This is a genomic window from Alteromonas infernus (assembly GCF_902705815.1).
Window position 1 is genome coordinate 200,243 of record NZ_CACSIG010000017.1, and the last position, 23,816, is coordinate 224,058.

At 45.6% G+C, this 23,816-nt stretch carries 23 protein-coding genes and 1 pseudogene; 9 read left to right on the forward strand and 15 right to left on the reverse strand.

Annotated features, from left to right (window positions below; translation table 11 throughout):
* The first annotated feature begins 115 nt into the window (after positions 1-115).
* From rlmD to ACX5J7_RS04690, 4 genes and pseudogenes are all read left to right on the forward strand, one after another.
* The gene (gene rlmD / locus ACX5J7_RS04675; protein WP_020742922.1) at positions 116-1,564 is read left to right on the forward strand and encodes a 23S rRNA (uracil(1939)-C(5))-methyltransferase RlmD; all 1,449 of its coding nucleotides are present in this window, start codon (positions 116-118) and stop codon (positions 1,562-1,564) included.
* 12 nt (positions 1,565-1,576) lie between these two features.
* On the forward strand, positions 1,577-3,760 hold the full coding sequence (relA, locus tag ACX5J7_RS04680; protein ID WP_020742923.1) for a GTP diphosphokinase: 2,184 nt from the start codon (positions 1,577-1,579) through the stop codon (positions 3,758-3,760).
* Positions 3,738-4,703, forward strand: a complete 966-nt coding sequence (mazG, locus tag ACX5J7_RS04685; protein ID WP_020742924.1) for a nucleoside triphosphate pyrophosphohydrolase — start codon at positions 3,738-3,740, stop codon at positions 4,701-4,703. The genes relA and mazG overlap by 23 nt, the downstream gene beginning before the upstream one ends.
* Before the next feature lie 311 nt (positions 4,704-5,014).
* Positions 5,015-5,385 (forward strand): annotated as a pseudogene (locus ACX5J7_RS04690) (YbaN family protein).
* A gap of 85 nt (positions 5,386-5,470) precedes the next feature.
* On the opposite strand, the gene ACX5J7_RS04695 reads toward ACX5J7_RS04690, so the two are convergent.
* The 15 genes from ACX5J7_RS04695 to ACX5J7_RS04765 all read right to left on the reverse strand — a co-directional run bounded on the left by ACX5J7_RS04695 (position 5,471) and on the right by ACX5J7_RS04765 (position 19,399).
* Positions 5,471-6,637 (reverse strand): hydroxymethylglutaryl-CoA reductase, encoded by a 1,167-nt coding sequence (locus ACX5J7_RS04695; RefSeq protein ID WP_014975708.1) that lies wholly within the window; start codon positions 6,635-6,637, stop codon positions 5,471-5,473.
* A gap of 207 nt (positions 6,638-6,844) precedes the next feature.
* Entirely contained in the window at positions 6,845-7,492 is a 648-nt protein-coding gene (locus ACX5J7_RS04700) for a tetratricopeptide repeat protein (RefSeq protein WP_012517315.1), read from the reverse strand.
* A gap of 188 nt (positions 7,493-7,680) precedes the next feature.
* Positions 7,681-8,382 carry a tetratricopeptide repeat protein gene (locus ACX5J7_RS04705; protein WP_024015740.1) on the reverse strand — a complete coding sequence of 234 codons (702 nt, stop codon included), beginning with the start codon at positions 8,380-8,382 and terminating at the stop codon, positions 7,681-7,683.
* Positions 8,383-8,397: 15 nt separating this feature from the next.
* Positions 8,398-9,243, reverse strand: coding sequence for an SDR family oxidoreductase (locus ACX5J7_RS04710; protein WP_287149782.1), 846 nt, complete (start codon positions 9,241-9,243; stop codon positions 8,398-8,400).
* Between the two features lie 65 nt (positions 9,244-9,308).
* The gene (locus ACX5J7_RS04715) at positions 9,309-9,980 is read right to left on the reverse strand and encodes an iron-containing redox enzyme family protein (protein WP_012517318.1); all 672 of its coding nucleotides are present in this window, start codon (positions 9,978-9,980) and stop codon (positions 9,309-9,311) included.
* Between the two features lie 3 nt (positions 9,981-9,983).
* Complete coding sequence (locus ACX5J7_RS04720) at positions 9,984-11,498, reverse strand: AMP-binding protein (RefSeq protein ID WP_498706276.1); 1,515 nt, start codon at positions 11,496-11,498, stop codon at positions 9,984-9,986.
* The gene (locus ACX5J7_RS04725; RefSeq protein ID WP_024015743.1) at positions 11,488-12,231 is read right to left on the reverse strand and encodes a thermostable hemolysin; all 744 of its coding nucleotides are present in this window, start codon (positions 12,229-12,231) and stop codon (positions 11,488-11,490) included. The genes ACX5J7_RS04720 and ACX5J7_RS04725 overlap by 11 nt, the downstream gene beginning before the upstream one ends.
* Before the next feature lie 116 nt (positions 12,232-12,347).
* A complete protein-coding gene (locus ACX5J7_RS04730; protein ID WP_012517321.1) occupies positions 12,348-14,159 on the reverse strand; it encodes an ArnT family glycosyltransferase in 1,812 nt (603 codons plus the stop codon).
* Entirely contained in the window at positions 14,156-14,833 is a 678-nt protein-coding gene (locus ACX5J7_RS04735; protein WP_020745386.1) for a TVP38/TMEM64 family protein, read from the reverse strand. Before ACX5J7_RS04735 ends, ACX5J7_RS04730 begins: the two co-directional genes overlap by 4 nt.
* Entirely contained in the window at positions 14,823-15,560 is a 738-nt protein-coding gene (locus tag ACX5J7_RS04740; protein ID WP_012517323.1) for a glycosyltransferase family 2 protein, read from the reverse strand. Before ACX5J7_RS04740 ends, ACX5J7_RS04735 begins: the two co-directional genes overlap by 11 nt.
* Positions 15,561-15,650: 90 nt before the next feature.
* Positions 15,651-16,355, reverse strand: a complete 705-nt coding sequence (locus ACX5J7_RS04745; RefSeq protein WP_012517324.1) for a hypothetical protein — start codon at positions 16,353-16,355, stop codon at positions 15,651-15,653.
* Positions 16,349-17,110 carry a hypothetical protein gene (locus ACX5J7_RS04750; RefSeq protein ID WP_012517325.1) on the reverse strand — a complete coding sequence of 254 codons (762 nt, stop codon included), beginning with the start codon at positions 17,108-17,110 and terminating at the stop codon, positions 16,349-16,351. Before ACX5J7_RS04750 ends, ACX5J7_RS04745 begins: the two co-directional genes overlap by 7 nt.
* Positions 17,100-17,459 (reverse strand): cupredoxin domain-containing protein, encoded by a 360-nt coding sequence (locus tag ACX5J7_RS04755; protein WP_012517326.1) that lies wholly within the window; start codon positions 17,457-17,459, stop codon positions 17,100-17,102. The genes ACX5J7_RS04750 and ACX5J7_RS04755 overlap by 11 nt, the downstream gene beginning before the upstream one ends.
* Entirely contained in the window at positions 17,443-18,732 is a 1,290-nt protein-coding gene (locus ACX5J7_RS04760; RefSeq protein ID WP_024015746.1) for a sensor histidine kinase, read from the reverse strand. The genes ACX5J7_RS04755 and ACX5J7_RS04760 overlap by 17 nt, the downstream gene beginning before the upstream one ends.
* A gap of 1 nt (position 18,733) precedes the next feature.
* Positions 18,734-19,399: a response regulator gene (locus ACX5J7_RS04765; protein WP_012517328.1), complete on the reverse strand. Its 666-nt coding sequence runs from the start codon at positions 19,397-19,399 to the stop codon at positions 18,734-18,736.
* Between the two features lie 454 nt (positions 19,400-19,853).
* On the opposite strand from ACX5J7_RS04765, the gene rplM reads away from it, so the two are divergent.
* From rplM to ACX5J7_RS04790, 5 genes are all read left to right on the forward strand, one after another.
* Positions 19,854-20,282 (forward strand): 50S ribosomal protein L13, encoded by a 429-nt coding sequence (gene rplM, locus ACX5J7_RS04770; RefSeq protein WP_012517329.1) that lies wholly within the window; start codon positions 19,854-19,856, stop codon positions 20,280-20,282.
* 12 nt (positions 20,283-20,294) lie between these two features.
* Positions 20,295-20,687: a 30S ribosomal protein S9 gene (gene rpsI, locus ACX5J7_RS04775; protein ID WP_015066273.1), complete on the forward strand. Its 393-nt coding sequence runs from the start codon at positions 20,295-20,297 to the stop codon at positions 20,685-20,687.
* Between the two features lie 437 nt (positions 20,688-21,124).
* Positions 21,125-21,757: a ubiquinol-cytochrome c reductase iron-sulfur subunit gene (petA, locus tag ACX5J7_RS04780; RefSeq protein WP_015066274.1), complete on the forward strand. Its 633-nt coding sequence runs from the start codon at positions 21,125-21,127 to the stop codon at positions 21,755-21,757.
* Between the two features lies 1 nt (position 21,758).
* On the forward strand, positions 21,759-23,024 hold the full coding sequence (locus tag ACX5J7_RS04785) for a cytochrome b (protein ID WP_015066275.1): 1,266 nt from the start codon (positions 21,759-21,761) through the stop codon (positions 23,022-23,024).
* Positions 23,021-23,755 (forward strand): cytochrome c1, encoded by a 735-nt coding sequence (locus ACX5J7_RS04790; RefSeq protein WP_015066276.1) that lies wholly within the window; start codon positions 23,021-23,023, stop codon positions 23,753-23,755. Before ACX5J7_RS04785 ends, ACX5J7_RS04790 begins: the two co-directional genes overlap by 4 nt.
* The last annotated feature ends 61 nt before the right edge of the window (positions 23,756-23,816 follow it).

Below are 23,816 nucleotides of genomic sequence, written 5' to 3' on the forward strand. Positions count from 1 at the left end.
ACGCGGCGCTTTTACCTACAAGGTAGGTTTAGCCTCAGTCTCTGTGGGCTAATATCAACGGTCAACAGGCCCTATTTACACCCAGTTACGTCAATACAGGTATCCGGAGTCGCCCTTGGCAAACCTTTTTAAACAGTCTCGCGCTAAGCAAAAAAATAAAACAACCCCATCCCAAACTCAGACAAAAACGAAGGGAAGTGCTAGGGCGAATGCGCAAGTCGCCGGGCTTAGGTTTAAAAAAAGCAAGCAATCAAAAGAACACAATACCGCGCAAGACGCCAATAATAATGCCATAACCATCCAAGAATTAGATTGGATGGGACAGGGCGTGGCTCGCGGCGCTACGATGTATTTCGTTGAAGGTGCACTACCCGGTGAAACTTGTGACATAGAGGTGGTATCGAGCAAAAAGAAGGTTGTTAGTGCTAAAACAATTAGCATCCAAGGGCCAAGCGAATTGCGGCAAGCCCCCTTCTGCCCGGTATTTGAAGCTTGCGGTGGCTGTCAGTTGCAGCATATTGATGCCGACGCTGCGTTAGCGTACAGAGATAACGCGCTTAAAACTATGATGGAGCGTCAGCTTTCTATAGGTAGTGGCGTTTGGCAAGCTCCATTGGTAGGACCGCGCCCTCAATATCGCAGAAAAGCGCGGTTAGCTATTGATGCCCGCAACCCAGATAATATTAAATTGGGTTTCAGAGAGGCCAACAGCAACAAAGTAGTTAACCTTGACACCTGCCCTATACTCGTTAACCCACTATCAACGGCTATAGGCCCGTTGCGTAATGCGCTAGAGGGGTATGATAGCGCGCGCCATATTGGGCATATCAGCCTTATTGCTGGCGACAACAGGGCGCAAGTAGTTATTAAACACACTAAGGCACTAGAAGATGCGCTTATCGAAACGGTAGATGCTTTTGCTAAAGCTCATGGTTTAGATGTGGTGCTTGAAAATAAGCAAGGTCGCCTGCGCAGTGTAGGGGAAGCTCAGGGCTTAATTATGCATACCGTTGACGGCTGCTCGATTTCCCCCAGTGCTAACGACTTTATCCAAATTAATAAAGTGGTTAACGAAAAAATGATCAATCAGGCTTTAGTATGGCTAGACCCGCGCCCTAATGAACGTATCGCTGATTGGTTTAGCGGCTTAGGGAATTTTACCTTGCCCATTGCGAAAAAGGGCGCCTTGGTACAGGCAATTGAAGGGGTTGCAGAGATGGTGCGCCGTGCTAGAGATAATGCACAGCAACAGGGCATTGAAAACGTTGAGTGGCTGCATTTAGACTTGGCCAATAAGGCTAACGTCGAAGCGTCTTTGCAGCAGGGTTTTGATAAAGTATTGCTCGACCCGTCAAGAGAGGGAGCCTTGACGGTTTGTCACGCGCTTGTAAAAGCACTACCAAAAACGATAGTGTATGTTTCTTGCAACCCAAGTACGTTTTCTAGAGACGCAAAAGTGTTGATAAACGGGGGTTATGAAATGGAAAAAGCGGGCGTAGCAGAGATGTTCCCCTTCACCCATCACATGGAAATGATGGCCTTGTTTACGCAAAGGCAGCAGTAGCGAGTAACGGATATGGTATCGACAAGAAAGGTCCACGAAGCCGACCGGCCACCCTTCGAAGCGTGGCTAGACAGCCTGAATTTACACGCAGAAACGAAAGACAAGCTTAGCGCTGTATCGTCTATTCCTGAGCGCTTGTTAGTCGGTCAGGAAATGGTAGAGATTCTGTGTCAGCTCAATATGGACGACGCGACGCTTCAGGCCGCCTTAGTATTTCCTTATTGCGAACAGCACGCGCTAAGCGAAGACGACATTCATGAAGAATTCGGCGGCGAAATTCGCGACCTGGTTGTTGGCGTGCGCAGAATGGACGCTATTAAGTCTTTACATGCCCGCAAAGTAAACGGGTCTGGGTTTGCAGAAAAGTCAGACGAACAGCACATTGACAGCATTCGCCGCATGCTGCTTGCCATGGTTGAAGACGTGCGTGCGGTGGTTATTAAAATGGCCGAGCGCATTTGCGCGCTGCAACAGGTTAAAAAAGCGGACGAAGAAACCCGCGTAATGGTGGCTCGAGAATGCGCTAGCATTTACGCCCCGTTGGCAAACCGCCTAGGCATTGGCCAGTTAAAGTGGGAACTTGAAGATCTCGCCTTTCGCTACTTGCACCCTATTACTTATAAACAAATCGCAAAGCAGTTAGACGGAAAGCGTAGAGAACGCGCCGAATACATCAATGCTATTGTTGACGACCTTCAAGGCCTGCTAGACAAAGAGCAAATCCGTGCTGAGGTATACGGTCGACCTAAGCATATTTTCAGCATTTGGAAAAAAATGCAGAAAAAACGGCTTACGTTTGAACAGCTATTTGATATTCGCGCGGTGCGCATTATTGCCGAGCGGCTACAGGATTGTTACGCAGCGCTAGGAACGGTGCATGCTAGCTACAAGCATTTACCTAACGAGTTCGACGATTATATCGCGACCCCAAAACCCAATGGTTACCAGTCGATTCATACCGTTATCGTTGGGCCTGAAGGTAAGTCGGTTGAGATTCAAATTCGCACTCAGAAAATGCATCAGGACGCAGAGCTAGGCGTGGCGGCCCACTGGAAGTACAAAGAAGGCAGCACGGGTAAACAGTCGGGCTATGACGAGCGCATAAACTGGTTACGTCGCATACTCGCGTGGCAAGAGGAAGTGGCTGAATCTGGCGATTTAGTTGAAGAGCTTCGCAGCCAAGTGTTCGACGACCGGGTGTATGTGTTTACGCCGAAAGGGGATGTGATTGACTTGCCACAAGGTGCTACGCCTCTTGATTTTGCCTATTACATTCACAGTAATGTGGGCCACCGCTGCATTGGCGCTAAAGTGAATGGGCGTATAGTGCCCTTTACTTATTTGCTGCAAAGCGGCGATCAAATAGAAGTGCTTACGGGTAAAGAGCCAAACCCTAGTCGAGATTGGATGCACCCCGGCCTCGGCTACGTGCACTCATCACGGGCTAGAGCCACTATTCACTCGTACTTTAAAAAGCAGGACAGGGACAAAAACCTTGCTGCAGGTAAAGAGCTTTTAGAGCGTGAATTACAGCGGGCCCATTTACCCGCCAAAGTGCCACACGAGGCTGTCGAGAAGTTTAATCTGCAAACGCTTGACGATTTATATACTGCCGTAGGCGCGGGCGACGTGCGGGTTATGCAAGTGATTAACTTTATCCATCACCTTCAGGAACCGCCAGCGCCAGAACCAGAAATAAGTCCTAAGGTGAAAACCCGTAAAACGGCAGCGGGGACGGGCAAAAAAGATGCGGTGGTCGTACAGGGCGTGGGCCACTTAATGAGCCAATTAGCCAATTGCTGTAAGCCTGTGCCCGGCGAGCCTATCCTAGGCTACATCACGCAAGGGCGAGGAGTTAGCGTTCATAAAGAAAGCTGCGATCAGCTGCAGAACTTGTTGTCACAGCACCCTGAGCGTCAGATAGAGGTTAACTGGTCAGAAGAGCTTAAAGTAGGGTTTGAAACCGGCATAGACATATTCTGCCATGATAGAAATGGTTTACTGCGTGACATTACCACTGTGCTTGCCAATGAAAACGTCCCGCTACTAGGGGTTAATAGCTTAAGTGATAAAAACAGGCAAACGGCGCTTATCACGATATCCATTGAAGTGCAGGATTTAGAAACGGTATCGAAAGTGCTGACAAGATTAAGACAGCTTAAAGGCATTACTGATGCAAAACGCAAGCAAAGCTAGCCTTGGTGAAATGCAGCGGCTGCTTGAAATTATGAGGCAGCTGCGCGACCCGGAATCTGGGTGTCCGTGGGATGTAAAACAAACCATGGAAAGCCTCACTCGCTACACCATAGAAGAAGCCTATGAAGTGGCTGATGCTATAGCCAGCGGTGATATGCACGACATTAAAGATGAGTTGGGTGATTTACTGTTTCAAGTGGTGTTCTACGCGCAGATCGCCAGTGAGTCTAGCGCATTTTCTTTTGACGATGTAGCGCAAAGCATTAGCGACAAGCTAGTGCGTCGCCACCCGCATGTTTTTGGCGCGCAGTCTGTCGATGATGGGAAAGGCAGTGAAAAGGGCGGCGAAGCGCTTCAGCGAGCAAGACTCAGCGACACTGCCTTAAACGCACAGTGGGATGCGATTAAAGCCCAAGAAAAACAGCTTAAAAAGCAGCGTTCTGAGCAGCGTGTTCAAGCCGCAGAAACCAGTATTTTCGACAGCGTTCCCAAAGGCATGCCGGCACTCATGTATGCGCAAAAGCTACAGAAAGCTTGTGCAAAGGTAGGTTTTGACTGGGCTGATGTCGCACCTGTAATTGATAAAGTGCGCGAGGAAGTGGAAGAGATTCAGCTAGAATTAGATTATAAGCAGCGAGCAGAAACCGCTGCCGAAAAAGCGTCGCAGCATGTCAATAGCACGTCCGATGGCGAAGCGATTCACGACAATCAAAATGCCATAGAAGAAGAAATTGGCGATGCACTTTTTGCTATGGTTAACTTAGCAAGACACTGCAAGGTAGATGCTGATACCGCACTTCGAAACGCCAGTAACAAGTTCGCTAACCGTTTTAAAGGTGTAGAGCGTTTGGCGGCAAAGCAAGGCGAGACGCTTGACGCATTGACCTTAGATGAAATGGAAGCTTTGTGGCAGCAGGTCAAGCAGTCTTCAAGTGCTAAGTGATTTGCACGTCTTGCGAACTAAAAACACACCTTATTCATAAACTCACTCGTCATTTTTCATGCCAGTAAACCCGTAGTGCAATGCTGAGATGCGCTATGGGTTAATGCTAACCCTACCGAATTAGCCTAATGTAGATGGAAACTTCTTTATTTTGGCGTATGGTTATTAAGTAGGTTTGATTTATGGCAAAGGGATGTAGATCCATTTTGTCTATAATCTGTGTATAAAAATAGCACGTTGGAAATGTGCGTAGCCGGTGTTGTGTCATAACACTTACCACGGAGTTGGACTGGATTGGGCGTGACTGTTTTATGAAAAAAGTACTATATTTATCGTTAGGGCTGTTTTTAACGTGTTTAGGTATTATTGGTGCCTTCTTACCCGTAATGCCGACAACGGTATTTTTAATAGGTGCGCTTTTCTGTTTTACAAAATCTTCACCGCGCCTTGAAAGTTGGCTAATTCAGCACCCCAAATACGGCCCGAGTCTGGTTGCGTGGCGCAAGCACGGGGCAATATCGAAAAAAGTGAAATGCATTGCCTGCTGCGCAGCATGTTGATAAGCTTTATTCTTGTTTGTCTATTTGCATCTATGCCCATTCCCGCTTATATAGGCATTGCGATGTTTATGGGAGTAGGCGCGTACTTTGTGGTTACACGCCCCAGTATGTCAGCCGTTTAGTATTGTTATCAGTACCCACTAAATCTTTGCTCACGCATGCTTTCCCTTTCTTGACGGTAATCGTGCTGCGACTAACCTGCTAGTTCTAACGGTTCCTACCTAGTCGCTCGTGACTGCTCACCCATTCATCCGCGACCACAGCAGAACCCAAAGACAGATCGCCGCACAACACAGTCGCCGCAACAATTTCAGCAAACTTATTCACGCTACCTCTTTGTGTACAGCCAAGTACGCTTAAACATTCGTTTTGTGTAGCCAGACCCGTCCCGCCACCATAGGTAGCAACGATTAACGATGGAATGGTGACCGAGAAGTAATAGTCACCATTTGGCGTGATCTCGGCGTAGGTGAAGCCCGCTGACGACTCAGCTACGTTAGCAACATCTTGCCCGCAAGCGATAAACATGGCGGTGATGCCGTTAGCGAAGTGGGCACCGTTATTAACACTACCTGCCATTAGTGCGCCCATATTTGAATACTGGCGCTGTTTAAATAATGCTTCTGGCGGGCAATGCATAATGTCCGTCATAAGTTTTTTTGGCAGGGTTATTTCTGATACAACGCGCTTTCCGCGGGTATGCAGCGAGTTTAAGTGAGAGTGCTTTTTATCGGTATCAAGATTAGCGGCCAGTACAAAGTGCTCGATAGGGCGAGGGTAGTTCGCTTGTATCCACTCACAACCCGCTTTAGTGGCTTTACTTACCATGTTCTGACCAGCCGCATCGCCGCAGGTGAAATTGAATCTTAGCCAGCGAAGCTTAGACGCAGCGTACTGCTCGATATCCCTTAGTTTGCCCACGCTGGTGGTGTTATCACTGGCGCGTTTGATGGCTTCAAAGTTTTGCTCAACCCATTTGCCAAATTCGAGGGCTTCTCTGGCGTTAGAAAACGCGAACATAGGCGCTCGCTGCATGGCATCATCAATGACTGTTGTAGTTATGCCCCCAGCCTCTCTTGTTAAGCGCATGCCTCTACTGTAGCTGGCTGTTAGTGTACCCTCTGTTGTGGCCATTGGAACGTAGAACTCGCCTTTGGCGTGCTCTCCGTTCACTAGCATCGGGCCTGCAAAGCCGATAGGAACCTGTGCAACGCCTGCGAAGTTTTCTATGTTTCCCGACAAGGTTTCGGGCGGTATGGAATAGTGTCCTAAGTGGTTTAGCTGAGTGCCGGTTTCGCGCGCAATAAATTCGCGGCGTGTTCGGCTCATGTCATCGGTATAGTCGTTGTCTGAGGAACGTGGGATTTTAGGCATTGGGCCACTCCTTTTTTCTTTCATAATAGGAGTGCTGATACCGAATGAGAACTGTTTACAATTTATACATGAGGATAAGTGCCACCTATGTATGTGCTGTTTATGTAGAAAGGCGTTAAATTCACCTTTCTACACGCAAAAAGCGAGGATGTTGCTTATTTCGAACTCATAAGCGACGCGCGATAGCCCCGCATAAAGCAAATGATACTATGCTTTTTTATCCAATTTTGCCTGAAGTATAGCAATCTCTTCTCTGCGTTTTTTATCGGCTAGAGGGCGGTTGGCTTTTTCAGGCGCGTTTTGAGCACGGATTAAAAAACCTTGGGCTTCTTCGTATTCACCATCGTCGAAAAGAAACTCAGCATAAAAGAAGTTTTGGTCCATACCTTCTGGGTTAATTTCCAATGCGCGCTTAAATAATTGTTTTGCTTTCTTATCGCTTCCAAAGCTAACTGGCCAGCCTGGTACTTTATGATAAAGTGCCGCTAATACAGTGAGTGCCGTCCCCTCTAATACCGCTTCCTCTTTTTCAATGGCACGTTCTAAGTTTTCCTTCGCACTTTCAGCAAAGTCCAGGGCACCTAAACCGCCTTTCGCACTTGCAGTACTTGATTGAGAGATAGCTAGCCAGGTCAGTGCTTCAGCGCTATTTTCTGATTGCTCGACTAACACTTTCGCCTGCGCAATCAGTGCAGAAAATGCCTCTAATTGGGCTTTACCTTCAAGCTTATAGTTCGCTTTTGCCCACGCGTGTTGTAACGGTAGTAAATCAGGGGTGCTTGCATGAACCGTAGATATCGACAACGTAGTAATAAGGATGAATAGAAAAGGAGAGAAGAAATTCTTTTTCTGCATGAAAAGTCGCCTTTATAAAATAGAAGTAGTTAGGAATAAACGAGATAACTCGAAGAAATTGTTAGTAATTTCATGAATTATCGTTGAATCGGCGGCTAATCTAACGGTATTTGCAGTGAAAATCTAATACTTGTTGAAAATGGAAAGGCAATAAGAGCATTGCCTTTCCCTGTATACCTTTGGGGTGACTAACTTTTTCTCGCTATTTTCGCTTCCAATAAAGCGATCTCTCTTTTGCGACCTAAGTCTGCAAGAGGGCGATCTGCACGACTTGGAGCGACCTGCGCCTTTTTGGCGAATTTAAGGGCTTCGTCATATTTACCGTTATCGAATAAATACTCCGCGTAGAAATAGTTGGGATCTATTCCGTCAGGGTTTATTTCAAGCGCATGCTTTAGCAATTTCTCAGCTTTTTTGTCGCTACCGAAACTAATAGGCCAGCCCGGAAGTTTATGATACAGCACACCTAGACTGGTCATCGCAGAGCCAGAGAGTGCGTTTTCGTCCAATCGCATTGCTTGTTCAAAACTCTTACGAGCATCCTTTGCGAAGTCCAGAGCACCAAGTCCGCCCTTGGCACCGGCTGTACTGGATTGAATTATGCCTTGCCAAATCAATAGTTCAGGGTTGTTGGGTTCTGCCTTAACGAAAGATTTAGCGGTATTAATAAGGGCGACGAATGCTTTTTCCTTTTCTGCATCATCAAGTTCATAGTTAATATGTGCCCACTGATGCTGAAGTGTCTTTAACGGGTTGGTTGCTGTTTCACTTAAGGCAGATGTCGGCGCTGTACTTTCTGTGACCTCGTTAGCTTGAGCCATAGCCGTATGGCTTAATGCCAGACCGAGTCCTAGAATTACCGTGGTGCTAAGCGTGGTTAATTTCTTCATAGTAATGTCCTCGTGTTAAATCAGCTTATTACCCAGGCGGGTATCGTTTTGAGCGCTGGTTTGTTTGTCTTGTGATCGCGATTTTTGAAAGGCATAGCGTTTAATTATTGGAAGTTTTTTTGCCAACGCGTTGTCAACAACACTGGGAACTAGCGCGTTAAGTTTGGCAAAAAAGCGTTCAGCACGTCCTAGCGCCACTCTTGGCAAATTGTTTTCTAACTGTTTAATAAATGCTTGTGCTACTGCATCAGGCTCGTCTGTCTGGTTGCCTAATGCGTCGTTTAGCGCAATAGCGCGTTGGTCGTTTATGTCGGTGCGCGTTGCACGTGGCGCTAGATAATGAAATTTGATTTTGCTATCGCTGAATTCTCTGTGCATGGCTTCCGTCCAGCCTTTCAACGCGAATTTAGTTGCGCAGTAGGTTCCGTGCGCAGCAAAACCGATACCTCCAAAAGCAGAGCCTACATTCACAATGTGCGCAGACGGTCTACGTTCTAGTAACGGCAGCAGGCGTTGGGTTAGTAGCATGGGTGCCAGCATATTTGTCGACACAATCGACTCGATAGGGGTGCCCACAAACTCGCCAACATAGGTAATGCCGGCATTGTTAACCAGAATACTTAAAGGAAGTCGTTGGCAGGCACTTACTACTCTATCTCTGCCTTCATCTGACGTAATGTCAGCCATAACGGCGGTATGATGAAGGGTTAAATTTTGTTGCAGCTGTTCGAGCTTCGCCTTACTTCTGCCAGTTAGGATAATGTGCGCGCCTTTTTCATCAAGCGCCTTGGCTATTGCTTTACCAATACCGCCAGTAGCACCTGTAAGAAGCACCACTTGATTACGCCACTCAATATTCATTGTATTTACCTTAACGTGTTAGCCGTTTACCTCAGGAGATAAGCACCAGAGGTAAACCCTTGAATTTAAGCAACCTGTTCCAAGCCGTGTTCGGGTGTTAATTCGCGAAAGATATCTCCGTATAAGCGATAAAACATGTTCGCGCTGTGAATGATCATTTGTTGCTCTTTGGGGGCGGTAATTTTGTTCATAAGCCCTTCAAAGAAAACAATGTGCTCTTGGTCTAGCGCACCGTGAGAGGTAAGGTATTTAAACGCTGATTTAGGCAGTGATAACTTGTCTTTGATTTGTTTTGCAGCGGCGTCGGCAAGCGCGATACTTGTGCCCTCTAAAACGAATACCATGCCGAAGAAATACAGTGGACTTTTGCGAGCTATTGCATCAAAAGCATAGGCAACCATTAATTCGGTGGCGGGTGCAGGCTGACTATTCCTCGCCTTTTCTTTATCAACGCCACAGGCTGCAAGGTCGTTAAGGATCCACTCCTGGTGACCCATTTCTTCTTCAATGTATTCACCAATTGCTTCTCTTAGCCATTCCTTATCTTCGTTGAGTTTGGCACCTGTAGCCATAAGCAGTGGAACAGTAAACTTAACGTGATGATAGGCCTGTTGAAGAAAGGCAATATAGTCGTTTAGGTTAAAATCACCGTTAAAGCAGCGTTGTATAATCGGCGCCTGTAAGAATGACTGTCTGGCATGTTCGGTGTTGCTTTGAAGTTGCTGATAGAAATTCATAAATTATTCCTTGATAACAAATTGAGAAGAAAATGCTGTTGTGCTTTGAACGCATTGCTGGTGTTGATCTTGGCTCTGGTAGAGCATGTCTAAGTCTGTCGCGTAGCGGGTAATTATTGCGTCACGTTTCAGTTTTCCCGTTGGGGTAAGTAGTTGGTTTTCTGGCGTGCAAAGACCGATGTTGGCGAAATTAACTACTTGCGCATAGTCAGGTAACTGCTTATTGATAAGCGCCACGGTGCTTTGAATCTGTGTATTAGAAATAGTATTGGAAGCGGGTACGAGGAGCGCGACACAGTATGGTTTAGCTTCGCAATACACCAAAGCCTGTCTAAACAGTCCTGTTCCCAGCAATAAAGATTCAATCCACTCTGGCGATACATTTCTGCCAAAGCTGTTCACCATTATGTTTTTTATACGCCCATTCAGCGTAAGTGTGTTGTCAGAAAAAACGCCTAAATCGCCGGTTCTGACCTGGTTCGGATAAAATGAGGAAGGTTGATTCAGATAGCCCAAAAAGTGGTTGCCTGTGACTACGATTTCACCCTCTTCGATGTGCAGTTGATTATGACCAAGCGTTTTTCCGGCACTGCCCATCGTATTGCAAGTGGGCGTATTCAATGTTGATACTGATACCGCTTCAGATAAGCCATAACCTTCAAATACAGGTAGTCCCTTCGCTTGAGCTTGCGCCAGCAAAGTGGGCGCTACATGTGCACCGCCAACAGCAATGAACATTAGTGATGAAGGTGGTGTCCAGCCCTGATTACATGCCTGTACTAGCACCATTAGCAAATCGGGAACCAAGATCACAGACGTTGGTTGAACGCGGTCTATCAGTGACAGCAGCGCGTTTGGATTGACGAGTTTGCTCCCTTGAAATCCGCGCTCAGATGCTGTGGCTAAATAAACCGTGCCGCCGTGGTACAGAGGGGCGTAAACACCTGCAATATTTTCAAGTAGGGTGGACAATGGCAGTAAACACAGGTGGTTCACTATTTCTGGTTGAACAGCACGCTCAATAGAATGGGCAACTTTCCATTGCGATTCAGTTGACAGGCACACGCCTTTCGGTGAGCCCGTAGAGCCAGAAGTAAAGGTTATTTTGTTAGTACCTACAGGTGTGTATACACGAGAGTCATGTTTGAGTGGATGAGCGACAATGTCGTTTTCGCTATCAATAACAATCGGTGACTCACTCCATTCACTTAGTTCACCACCGCGATTGGTCAATAAAAAGTGGCACTGGCTCTCATTTAATACATGTTCTTGTTGGGAAGCGCTAAAAAATAACGGAACTGGGACACAGCAGACGTCAGCCTGTTGGCAGGCTAAATCAGCAATCACCCATGCAAAGCTATTGTCAAAGGCAATGCCCACCCTCTCGGCATTGTGGTTTGTTATCCAGCTTGCGAGGTTCTCGACGGCGCTCAAAAGGGCGCGGTAAGTTATTGAACCGTGTGTGCATTTAAGCGCAACGTCATTATCGTGCCCATTTATATACTGATTAAGCAACATACGCCGTTTCCTTTTTTGTGCAGATACTTTGCGTTAACGCATCCACATTTGCGCAAATAAGCTCAATTGCACGTTGGTAATGAGCATTAAGTTCAGGGCTGCCAATTATGTGTTGGGTTACGTGATTTAGCGACAGGGCAGTAACTTGAGGTGCGGTGTCATAATAGGTACCCCAGTCATCGCTATTCCCTTTAAGTTTTGATACATCGGCTTTAACAAGGGGGAGGAGTTGAATACCCGCGCTCAAGAGTAAAGAGGTGAGCTGTGAGGTCGCGCTGAAAACCAGATATTTGCTACCACATCGTTTTAAAACGAAGAACAGGGCAAATAACAAGGGGAGGGTATAGCGCGATGCACTGCTAAAAAGGTTTCCAACTTCAGCAATATGCGCTCTGTTTACGGTTACCCCTTGTAAGGTGAGGGCGGTTTCTACCGAAGTACTAAGGTATTGCTCTATAAAAAGCGAATTATACTGACCATCATAGGCGGCAAACCTTGCGCCTGCGGCGGCTTTAACTCCCTTAGCGTCAAGAGCAAACAGCATAGGCATAAAGGAAGTCACTCGTGCGTTATAATGAGCTTTAAAACCACTCGCAATAAACGCTTCAATACGGCGGCGGGCATTATGTCCATGTTTTGCCGCGATAAAGGTTATAGTGGGCTTTTTCTTTGAGACAATCGCAGATTGCTGACCAGCAAACTGGGTTGAAACTGAAGCTAAAACGTGACTCATAAACATGCTCATTGGTTTTGCGATGTTATGAGTATTTACGCGAGACCTTAAGAGAACCTTAAGTGGGAAAAACTTTTATAAATGTCAGTACAAAATGTTAAGAACGCCCAAGCTAATTAATCGCTTGAGCCGTCATAGCTATTAAAAACTGGGCCGTTAGCCGGTAAATCACAGGTAGCGCTCGCAGCAGTGGCAGGAAGCAATAACCATTCGTCACGGTGGACTACGCCCAGTGAAGTGGCTTGTGATAAGTCTGCACATTGAAATTTGTAGTCACTTGGAACTAACAAAAAGCGTTGACGCATTGGCGGTCTAACCCGCTGGCCTGAAACCTTTGTCTGCTCGCGGGAAGGCTCGGAAGTATTAGCCAGCCAAGCCCACGCTGTACCGTTTTCTACTTCTTTCGGGGTATGGTAACCAAAATGAGCCATTTCAAAGGGTGAATAAAGCAAATACTGTTCTTTAAAGCTGACTATCCCTACCTCGAAGGCAGTTGAATCCTTCGTCAACATATTACTTATTTGGCTTTCTGCATTTTGAAGGACTATACGGGGAGTACGGTAGTCATTTAGCAGCCATGCACCGAATGTTGAAGGAATTACAGTTAAAATGAAAAGCCATGCCAGTAATTGGCGGGCGAGTAATTCTCCATCCCCTGCGTTGCGCTTTTTATTGTAAACATAGTAGACAATATGAGTACAAAGCCCAGCGAAACCGAGTACAAGTAATACTATGCTTAAACGAACAAGGGTTTCGCTGTCGCTGTCAAAGCGCGTCATCAGCTTAACAGCGGTGGGCTCGTGAAATAGCAGTGCTAAGCCAGCAATCAATAAAACGGCAGAGATTAACGAAGTAACTGCGCGCGCAAAAAGCACCAACCCTCTTGATACAGTTGAATTCGCAAGTACCAGGCCTGCAACCATACTCAACGCAGGCAGTGCCGGTAGAACATAAACACCACGTTTACCTGGGCTGATACTAAAGAAAATGACAACCAATATTACCCATATCAACAAGGATGAGTAAGCGTGGTTGTGAGTAAGTGCATCTTTTAACGACTTAGCTTTTGATACAAGTATGGCAATTGGAGTTATCCAAAATACAGGAATAACTTCAACAATATAGTAATACCAGGGCTCTATGTGGTGCCAGGCATTGGCATATCGCTCAGCCGTTTGTTTAAACAAAATGTTCGACAAGTATTGTTGTATTTGAGGATCTTGTTTTATCAAACCAAGATAAAGTAGAGGTGCAAGCCACATCGCCACAACTGATAGCATGACTAAGGGGCCAAACAACATGCGCAATGACCACTTGCCGCGATGTGAGCCGCTGGTAAATGCGAAAAATGCAATGGGGATAAATAAAAGAACAGGTAAAAAGCCAACGCCTTTGGTTATGATCCCAAGCCCCATAAAGAACCATGCTGCAAAGTACCACCGCCAATTAACATGCACATAAAAGTGCTGAATGAGTCCGTAGACGCTAATCCAGATAAAGCAGGCGACAAGGGCATCTATTTGAGCAAATTTGGCTTGAATAAGAAACTGAGGGCTCAGTAGAAGTACGAGCATACTCAACATTGCCGCTTTTTCACTGGCAAGTCTTAGCGATAGCTTGTAGGTTAACCCCAAAGTGACAAGGCTTGCGATAGCGTTAGGCAGGAGCATAGCCACCTTCAGGCTACCCGTTATAAGGTAAAAGAAGGCAATACACCACATAAACACAGGAGGCTTGTCTGGATAAATTTCGCCACCGCGCATGGGCACAAGCCACTGTCCGCTGTTCACCATCTCTTTTGCGACCAAGGCAAATCGAGGCTCATCGGGGGGCCAAGCATCTCTGAAACCCAGACCAACAAATATCAGAGCACAGGCAAAAAAGAACAGGGTAGATGCATGGCTATTTGAATTAAGCACAAGCCTCACGACGGCTCACTCCTACGAGAAATGCCTGATAAGGATAGAAGTAGAAGAAGGCTAATGATTAAGCCACCAATTTGTAAAGGCTGTTCAAGGGAACTGACAAATCGAGAACCGCTTCCAAGCAAGGTAAACAAAAAAGTTTGAGGCGCAAAGCCGATTGCACTTGCCAGAATAAACGGGACAAACGGAACGCTTAGCACACCCGCGACGGCGTTTGTGATTAAGTTTGAGCCTACAGGGAATAAACGAACAATTAACACATTGCGAAAACTTCGCTTGGCCAGTTTGTTTTCAACAGGTTTTAATTTTGAACCTAAAAGACGGACGGCGAGTGAGCGCAGAGGGCCATTTGCTAATGCGTAGGCTACACATGCAGACAATACCGTTAGCAACAAGGCAATTAATCCTCCCTGCAATGCGCCAAAGCCCACTCCGCAAAAAAAACTGACAGCCTGACGGGGAAAACCCATGGTTAAAAGTACAACACAACCACCCAGTATCATGCACAGCGATTGCCAATTTAAATTTGAAATATAGGCATTCAACCAATCTGTATCATCACCGTGCTTCCATACTTCACCAGTGACCTCTAGCGACACATAGCAGATAAGCGCGATGCTAGCTGCCCCGATGAAAAACTGTATGACGCTTTTGAGGCGGCGGATATTAGTCTTCATGACCCATTCCGCTGACAATGTGATTAAGCTTGTTTCTGTACATTAGCCATCTGACGCCAAGCATATCGATGATCCCTGCCCAGCCACGATTCCACGCTGTGTAATTTGATTTACCTTCTAAACGCGCGCGATGATTGACCGATACACATACCACCTTTCCCCCAAGCCTTTTAGTTAAAGCGGGAATATATCGGTGCATATGGTCAAAGTAGGGTAAAAGTAAAAAGGTGCTTCTTGGGAGTAGCTTCAAGCCACAGCCCGTGTCTGGTGTGTCGTCCTGTAGGATCCACTGGCGAACACGATTGGCAACTTTAGACTGAAATCGCTTCCACGGGGTATCTTTTCGCTTCTTACGATGTCCGATAACGCAGAAGTGCGCTGCGTTAGTTTCTTTAGCTGCGCGAATAAGTCGCGGTATATCAGCAGGATCGTTTTGCCCATCAGCATCAAGGGTGATGATCCACTTTCCTTTTGCCTGCAAAACACCGTGAAAAACGGACGTGCTTTGACCGCAGCTCATAGGATGGACGATGACCCGACAACTTACCGGCAAGGTGCTTGAAAGGTTACGCAGTAAGGATAGAGATTCGTCGCTGCTACCATCATCTACAACAATAATTTCTGTTGTTGCATTAGGGACCACCTCTGAAATTTCTAGCAACAAAGCAGAAAGGTTTTTGGCTTCATTTTTAGCAGGTAAAACAACACTGACGTCAAACTGGCGCATAAGAATATTTGGTAAATCATCGAATGACGTGCACTTTATAAGTCGAACCTTAAGGGAAGCTTAAGTTGGGCGCTAAAGTACAAACTTACACTAGAATTCGTATTCCAACGACATGCGAAGTGTGTGATCTTTACTGTCGCCGTTTAGTCCAGCTATAAAGCCCAGTTCCCACTTTAGCTGCTTCTGTCTGTCATAACGCTTTATGCCCATGAAAGCTGGACCTACGCCAATAAAATCCTCAGCAACATAAACTTCAACGCCAGGCTGTATTTCGGGAAGCCAGCGGTATCTAAACTTGGCTTTAAATTCGCTTTCCCATTCGTTAGCAACCGTTTCGCCCCATTCATAAACGACGGTAATGTTGGTGGTAAGGCTAAATTGACCAAACTCTTTTTCAGTCAGCAAGCCAGCCTTTACTTCCCAGTCATCAGTATTGTGTTGTTTTTCAAGCTCAAACAATGTGCCCCAGTCAGCCCAATACTGTCCCTGTTCGGTCATCATCCAACGTAGTTCTAATTCGTAACCCTCTACGCGAAAATCTTCATTCTCATCACGCGCTCCTACCACATAGGCCTCTAAAATTAAAAATTCGGAAAGTGCGTGCCCGAATGAAAAACGTTGCATTAGTACATTTCCATCGTCGTTTTGTCTCGATGTTAGGCGCCATTCGAATTCTCGCTCAAACGGCAGAACGTAAGGATGATATACCTTATCGACGGTAAAGTTATCTGCGCGTGCCTGACTGGCAAACAGTAACAAAAACGTGATTAAGGAGAAAAAAGCACGTTTTAACATGCGGCCTCCTTGAGAGGGGTAGACCTTTGTCTTATACACAAAAAGGTGATGAGATTAGGGACAATCAAAGCAATCAAAAAGACAACGATATAACTTAAAGAGGGCGTGGCTTCATAGCCAACAAGCGCGTTAAGCAAGTGCCCGTATTCGCTGTTATCGCTCACAATTTCGCTGCTATCCCAAAGTTGGTTTGGCGAGGGAAACGTATCGGTTTGCTCCAATAATAAAGCGATATTGGCTGCCTGCGCTGCAACAAAAACAGAAACAAAGAAATGCGTTGTTTTTAAACTAACAAATTGAGTGAGAAAAATATTGAGCAAGATAGCAATACTGATGCTTATACCAAGCCCAATAGTGGTTCCCAGAAATAGCAAGGTGCTATCGCTGTTTCTCGTCAGTTCAGAGATGAAGTAAACTAAAAAGTGCAGCGAATTGGGTAATCCAATGCCCAATACGAGCAGCGAGATTCCAATGCTAAGCAATGATGAACTCGATGTGCCGGATGACGCGAGAAAGCACATGCCAATCCACGCAATAAAAAATAATAACGTCTTAAGAAGTTCAAATCCTGCGCCTTCGTAAAATTCTGACACCACGCCCAGCTTTGGATAGGTCAATAATGCGATAAATATAAGCGCAAACAAACGCCATAAGAGAGTGACCGCGGAAACGCGAGGTAGGGCCAACAGCACGCTAATAAGTAAGAAAATAGGTAACGTATCACGCAGAAAAAGCACAACAGTATTAATGAGCATATTGATTGTCCTCTGCGCTTTTCACTACCACTTTACCCACTGCGGTGTTGGGATGAAATTCTCCGAAGAAGGGGTATTCTCCTGGTGTGAGCGGTCCGATAAATATGGTGCCTCTGCTATTTGCAAATATCACTTTCTCTCTGTTTAAAGAGAAGCTATCGATTTCCTCTGGTGTATTGTCAAAGTTGATAAAAGTAAGTTTTACCTTTTGCCCAGCTGGAACAGTGACTTCTTGGGGGTAAAACAAATGTGATTTAATTTCAACTACAACCTCAGGTAGCGCCCAGGCACTTGGTACGTGGCAGGCAAAAAAGGCAAAGGCAAGGGATGACTTAAAGTACGAAGTCATTTGAAAAATTCACCCTTACTTCTAAACCGCCCATCGAGCTTTCGTGCAGTGTCAGTTCTGCATTATGTAAAGCAACAACTTGCGCAACAATTGCGAGACCTAGTCCACTCCCCGAAGTGGGTTTACTCGTAGGCCCCCTTTGAAACCGTTTTATAACCTCAGGTCGTTGATCAGCGGGAATGCCAGGGCCAGAATCGCATACACTTAATGAGACACCACGGTGATGACATTCTACTTTAATTAAAATTTGCGCATTTTTAGGCGAATAGTTACTCGCATTACTTACCAAATTCTGAAGCAGCGTATATAGCATAAACTGCGAGCTTTGAAGCCAAACCTCATCTCCTTCCAGCGCAATTTCCTGTGCTTTATTTTCTATTTTTCCATAAAGGTCACTAATAACCTCTTGAGCGACATGGTGCACATTAATAGGCTCTCGTTGTTCAACAAAGGTCTCTGGGCTTGTTCGCGTTAGCAAGAGAAACTGGTTTACTGCGTGGATCATTCTGTCAGTATCAGCCTTAAGTGTTTTAAGTGCTTCACCCTTTTCGCCCAATTCGTTTGCGATGTTGTGAATATTGATTTTCATAACACTTAAAGGCGTTCTAAGTTCGTGCGCCGCATTGGAAGCAAACTGTTGTTCACGCTCAAATGCAGCGTTAAGACGATTGAACATGGTATTCAGTGTGGAAACCACAGGTGTAAGTTCACTTGGTTCTCTGTGCAGTGCAATGACAGAAAAGTCGTTTCCTTTTCGCTTTGCTAGCAATCTAGATAAATGTTTTAAAGGTGACAAGCCCCATGTTATGCCAAAGAACAGAATAAGAGCGAGTAAAGGCACACTCAATATGAAAGGGGTAATGGCCGCTACGGTGAGTGAATCGGTAAGCATAAAGCGGTTGCTTACCGGCTGGGCGACCATGTACCAAGTGGCAGTTTGTTCCTGGTACTTAGCAAACACACGCCAACGAGTGCCTAACGCGTTGACTTCAGAAAAACCGGGTGTGAAGGCGGCTATTGGGGTAGTGAGTTCAGCCGAAGAGGTGCTTATTAGTTCGCCCCTCTTCCAAATCTGAAACAACAGTTCATGCTCTTCTTCCTGTTGATTACTATCGAAGTAAGCAATGGCGTGGGAGAGTTCAATCAATTCGTCGTCTAAAAGTGCACTTGAGATATTTAGAGTCGCGCGATAGCCATGAAGGGCTGCGCTAAAAATCACCAATACGAGAGCACTGATTAGTGTAAGGATTAGAAAACGGCGAATAGACGACAACTCATTCTCCCGATTTAGATATACAGTAACCCACGCCGCGAATGGTTTTGATAAAATTATCAGGCATTTTTTTTCGCAAATGACTCACATGAACCTCTATTGTGTTACTTGCTACTTCTTCGCCCCATTCATAAAGTTTGTTTTCGAGTTGATTTTTGCTCAATACGCGCCCGGCATTTTCTACAAGCGCTTTAAGTACCATAAGCTCGCGTCTCGGTAAGTGGATGGTCTCATTATCGATTGTCAACGTGTGGTGTGCGGTATCAAGACTCACATTTTTAATCGTAATAATTGTTTGAGAAGCCGTACCTAGGCGGCGTTCAAGAACGCGTAATCTGGCGAGTAGTTCATCAATTTCAAACGGTTTTGGTAAATAATCATCAGCACCTGCGTCTAACCCAGAGATTTTATCGGATACTTTATCTCGTGCAGTAAGAATTAATACCGGGAGTGTCGCATTCTTTTTGCGTATCGATTTAAGCACATTCAAACCATCTGTATCGGGTAAGCCTAAATCAAGAACAACGATATCGGTTTGCCCGATACTAAGGGTTGTCATTGCGTCTGCACCTGTATAAACGCAGTCAACAGCATAGTTTGCATTTTTAAGGGACAAGGCTAACGCATCAGATAAAGGCCTGTCATCTTCAACCAATAATATTCGCATTCAAACACTCGACGATATGAGATCCGTAAAAGTGTATACCAGAAAACTTAAGAAAACCTTAAGAACTCTATTGTGCGGGCAGACAAGTTACTGTTTTAGTGAAAGTTACGAAAGCTTATTTGTTAGTTAGCCAGCTTTCTTTACTTACTTCCCGTTTCTGCGAACGTTAAACACTGATTAGTGCTCAACTGTTGTCTCGTCAACGCTAAGTAGAATGGTTAAAGTGGTCATAGATTTTTATGTGATTTTTCCATGACCAAATTTTATCCATATTTTTTATTCTTAGGGGTTCGCATTTATGTCAATTCCTGTATAATTCGCGCCCTGCCCAGTTACGCCCACCTTTGGGAAGGTGGAAGAATCAGCCGGCTCGAAGGGGTCTTTGTGTTGATTTTAAGGTGATTTCTGGTGTTCAGAAATCAGTAACGACGATATTATTCGGGTGAATTTGAAAATGAAAACTTTTGTTGCTAAGCCAGAAACGGTACAACGTGACTGGTATGTGGTAGACGCCACAGACAAAACTCTAGGCCGTTTGGCTTCTGAAATCGCACTACGCCTTCGTGGTAAGCACAAGCCAGAGTACACGCCTCACGTGGACACTGGTGATTACATCATCGTAATCAATGCTGAAAAAGTTGCGGTAACAGGCCGTAAAGCGCAAGACAAAATGTACTATGCGCACTCTGGTTACCCAGGTGGTCTTAAAGAGACAAACTTCGAAAAACTAATTGCTCACAAGCCAGAAATGGTTCTTGAAAAAGCAGTTAAAGGCATGTTGCCAAAAGGCCCTCTAGGTCGCGCAATGTTCCGTAAAATGAAAGTTTACGCTGGTGCAGAACACTCTCACGCAGCACAGCAACCACAAGTTTTGGACATTTAAGGAGCTATTAACATGGCAGATACTCAATACTACGGCACAGGCCGCCGCAAAAGTTCTACTGCTCGTGTGTTCCTACGTCCAGGCACAGGTAGCATTAAAGTAAACCAACGCGCTCTTGACGAGTACTTTGGTCGTGAAACAGAGTGCATGGTTGTTCGTCAGCCACTTGAACTTGTTGAAATGGCTGAAAAGTTTGACGTTTACGTCACTGTAAAAGGTGGTGGTTCTAACGGTCAAGCGGGCGCAATCCGTCACGGTCTTACTCGTGCTCTTATGGAGTATGATGAAGCACTACGTCCAGCACTTCGTAAAGCTGGCTTCGTTACTCGTGACGCACGTCGCGTTGAACGTAAGAAAGTGGGTCTTCACAAAGCGCGTAAGCGTCCACAATTCTCAAAACGTTAATTTTTGCGTTTTTTGTATTGCAAAAACCCGGCTTATGCCGGGTTTTTTATTGCCTGCGTTTTACTGGTCATTGTTGGTTTTTTAGTGTACAGCAAAGTGCGAAGGCCCCTTCATTTCATAACAAAGGTTTAATTTCTACCCCTTATCCTAGTAAATATTCTTCAAAACCTTGATTTTAGGTCTTTCCCTCACTAAACCTAAACACACCTTTTGAATTAAATTATCGCTTAAATATCAGTAAAACCTTGTGTTTATAAGGGCTTTTCTTTTATCATTTGCGGTCGAAAATTTTGAAAACTTTCGTGACCTCGTAAACCAGTAAATTTTTGCTGTTACGTCGCTGTCATGACAAGCCATATGATGTATGACGCAAGCGTGATAAAACCAGTATAAGCTTGGGTTACACATCATAATTATCCAAACCTGGAGAAATGTGGATGAGCAATGTATCTGTAGATGCAACAGAGTCTGCACACAATGAAAACCAGCCAGAAAACAACACCCGTCGTCGGTTCTTGACCGTTGCCACGTCGGTAGTTGGTGGTGTAGGTGTCGTTGGTGCTGCTGTGCCTTTTATTGCGTCCTGGAATCCGAGCGCCAAAGCGAAAGCCGCCGGTGCTGACGTTGAAGTAGATATCAGCGGGATTGAGCCTGGACAGTTAGTACGTGTAATGTGGCGAAGCAAGCCTGTATGGATTGTACGTCGTACGCCAGAAATTCTTGAAGAATTAGGCACTCACGAAGATAAGCTGAAAGATCCTAACTCTGAAGCTGAGCAGCAACCTACTTTTGCTCAAAACCGTTTTCGCTCAATGAAAGAAGAATACCTGATTCTAGTGGGTATTTGTACGCACCTTGGTTGCTCTCCACAGCACCTTAAAGATGGCGCTTTCGAAGAAGTGGTTGAAGGCGTACCAGATGGTTTCTTCTGCCCGTGTCACGGGTCTAAGTTTGATATGGCAGGACGTGTATTCCAAAACGTACCGGCACCATTAAACCTAGTTGTGCCGCCTTATCAGTTCGTTGATGACAACACCGTTATCATCGGCTCAGAAGCGGAGGTTGCTTAACATGAATGCTTTCCTAGGTTGGATTGAAGAACGCATCCCATTGATGCGCGTTGCGAACATGCACGCCCTTCAATATCCTGCTCCAAAGAACATGAACTTTTGGTACGTGTTCGGTTTCCTAGCTACTATCGTTTTGGTAAACCAAATTGTTACTGGTATTTGGTTGACTATGAACTTCGTTCCATCTTCAGAAGGCGCGTTCGCTTCTGTTGAATACATCATGCGTGAGATCGACTACGGTTGGATCATCCGTTACATGCACAGTACTGGCGCATCGGCGTTCTTTATTGTGGTATATCTACACATGTTCCGCGGCATGATTTATGGTTCTTACCAAAAGCCTCGTGAGCTTCTATGGGTGTTTGGTATGTTTATCTACCTAGCGCTTATGGCAGAAGCATTCATGGGTTATGTACTGCCTTGGGGACAAATGTCTTACTGGGGTGCGCAGGTAATCGTATCACTGTTTGGTGCTATTCCTGTTGTAGGTCCTGACCTTGTTATCTGGCTTCAGGGTGACTACGTTATCTCTGGCGCTACGCTTAACCGTTTCTTCGCACTTCACGTAATTGCGCTGCCTCTGGTTATCGTTATTCTTGTGTTCCTTCACATCATCGCTCTTCACGAAGTGGGCTCTAACAACCCAGACGGTATTGCGATTAAGCACAAGAAAGGCTCACTGCCTGAGTCTGAGAAGACTAAATATGAAATTCACGAGTACTACACAAGCAAGTACGACATTGCTGATGACGTGTTACCGTTCTTCCCGCACATTGTTCTTAAAGACCTTGTGGCGTTCTGCGTGTTCTTAGCACTATTCACTTATGTGCTGTTCTTTGCCCCTGAAATGGGTGGTAAGTTCCTGGAACACCCTAACTTTGAAATTGCTAACCCGCTGAAGACTCCTGCGCACATTTTCCCTGTTTGGTACTTCACGCCGTTCTACGCCATTTTGAAAGCGGTACCTGATAAGCTGTTCGGTGTACTTGCCATGTTTGGTGCTATTGCTGCGCTATTTGCTCTGCCTTGGGTTGACCGTGGTCGCGTTAAATCATGGCGCTATCGCTGTGGCCTACACAAAGTAAACCTAATTGTGTTCGCTATCGTGTTTGTTTTCCTTGGTTACCTAGGTGGTACGCCGCAAGAAAACTGGAAAATCATTGCCTCGCAAATCGCAACAGTAATGTACTTCGGTTTCTTCATTGCACTGTTCCTATACAGCAAAAACGAAAATACTAAACCAGTGCCAGAGAGGATTTCTAAATGAAAAAAATGATGTGCTTTTTAGCCTTCTTCCTACCTGGCGTCGCGTTTGCGGCAGGCGGGAACGTACACCTAGATGAAGCGCCTATCGATTTGACTGATAAGGCGTCTTTACAACGCGGTGCACAGTTGTTCATGAACTACTGTTTGGGCTGTCACTCAATGAAGTATCAGCGCTATCAGCGTTCATTCCAAGATTTGGGTATTCCTGATGAACTAGGCCAAGAGTATTTGCAGTTCACGGGTGACAAGGTGTCTGACTATATCACTCGTGCAATGCCTGAAGAGGCAGCAGCAGGGTGGTTTGGTGCTGCTCCACCAGATCTAACGCTAGTGGCTCGTGTTCGTGGTGAAGACTGGATTTACACTTACCTGCGCTCTTTCTATGTTGACGAAAGCCGCCCGTTTGGTGTTAATAACACAGTGTTCCCAGAAGTGGGTATGCCACACGTGCTTCAGCCACTTCAAGGTACGCCAACGCGCACTTATGAAGAGCAAATGGTTGATGGTGAGATGGTCAAGCGTTATGTAGGCATTAAGTCAGATGGTACTGGCGCAATGTCTCCTGACGAGTACGACCAAGCCGTTGCCGATATCGTGAACTTCTTGGAGTACACAGGTGAGCCTGCGAAACTTGAATCTCACAAAATCGGTAAGTGGGTGCTTATCTTTATCGCAGTATTGTTCGTATTTGTTTACTTATTGAAGAAAGAATACTGGCGAGAAGTGCACTAATCGCACAGATTTATGTATAATATGAAAAGGGGGCTTCTCGCCCCCTTTTTTGGTATTTACT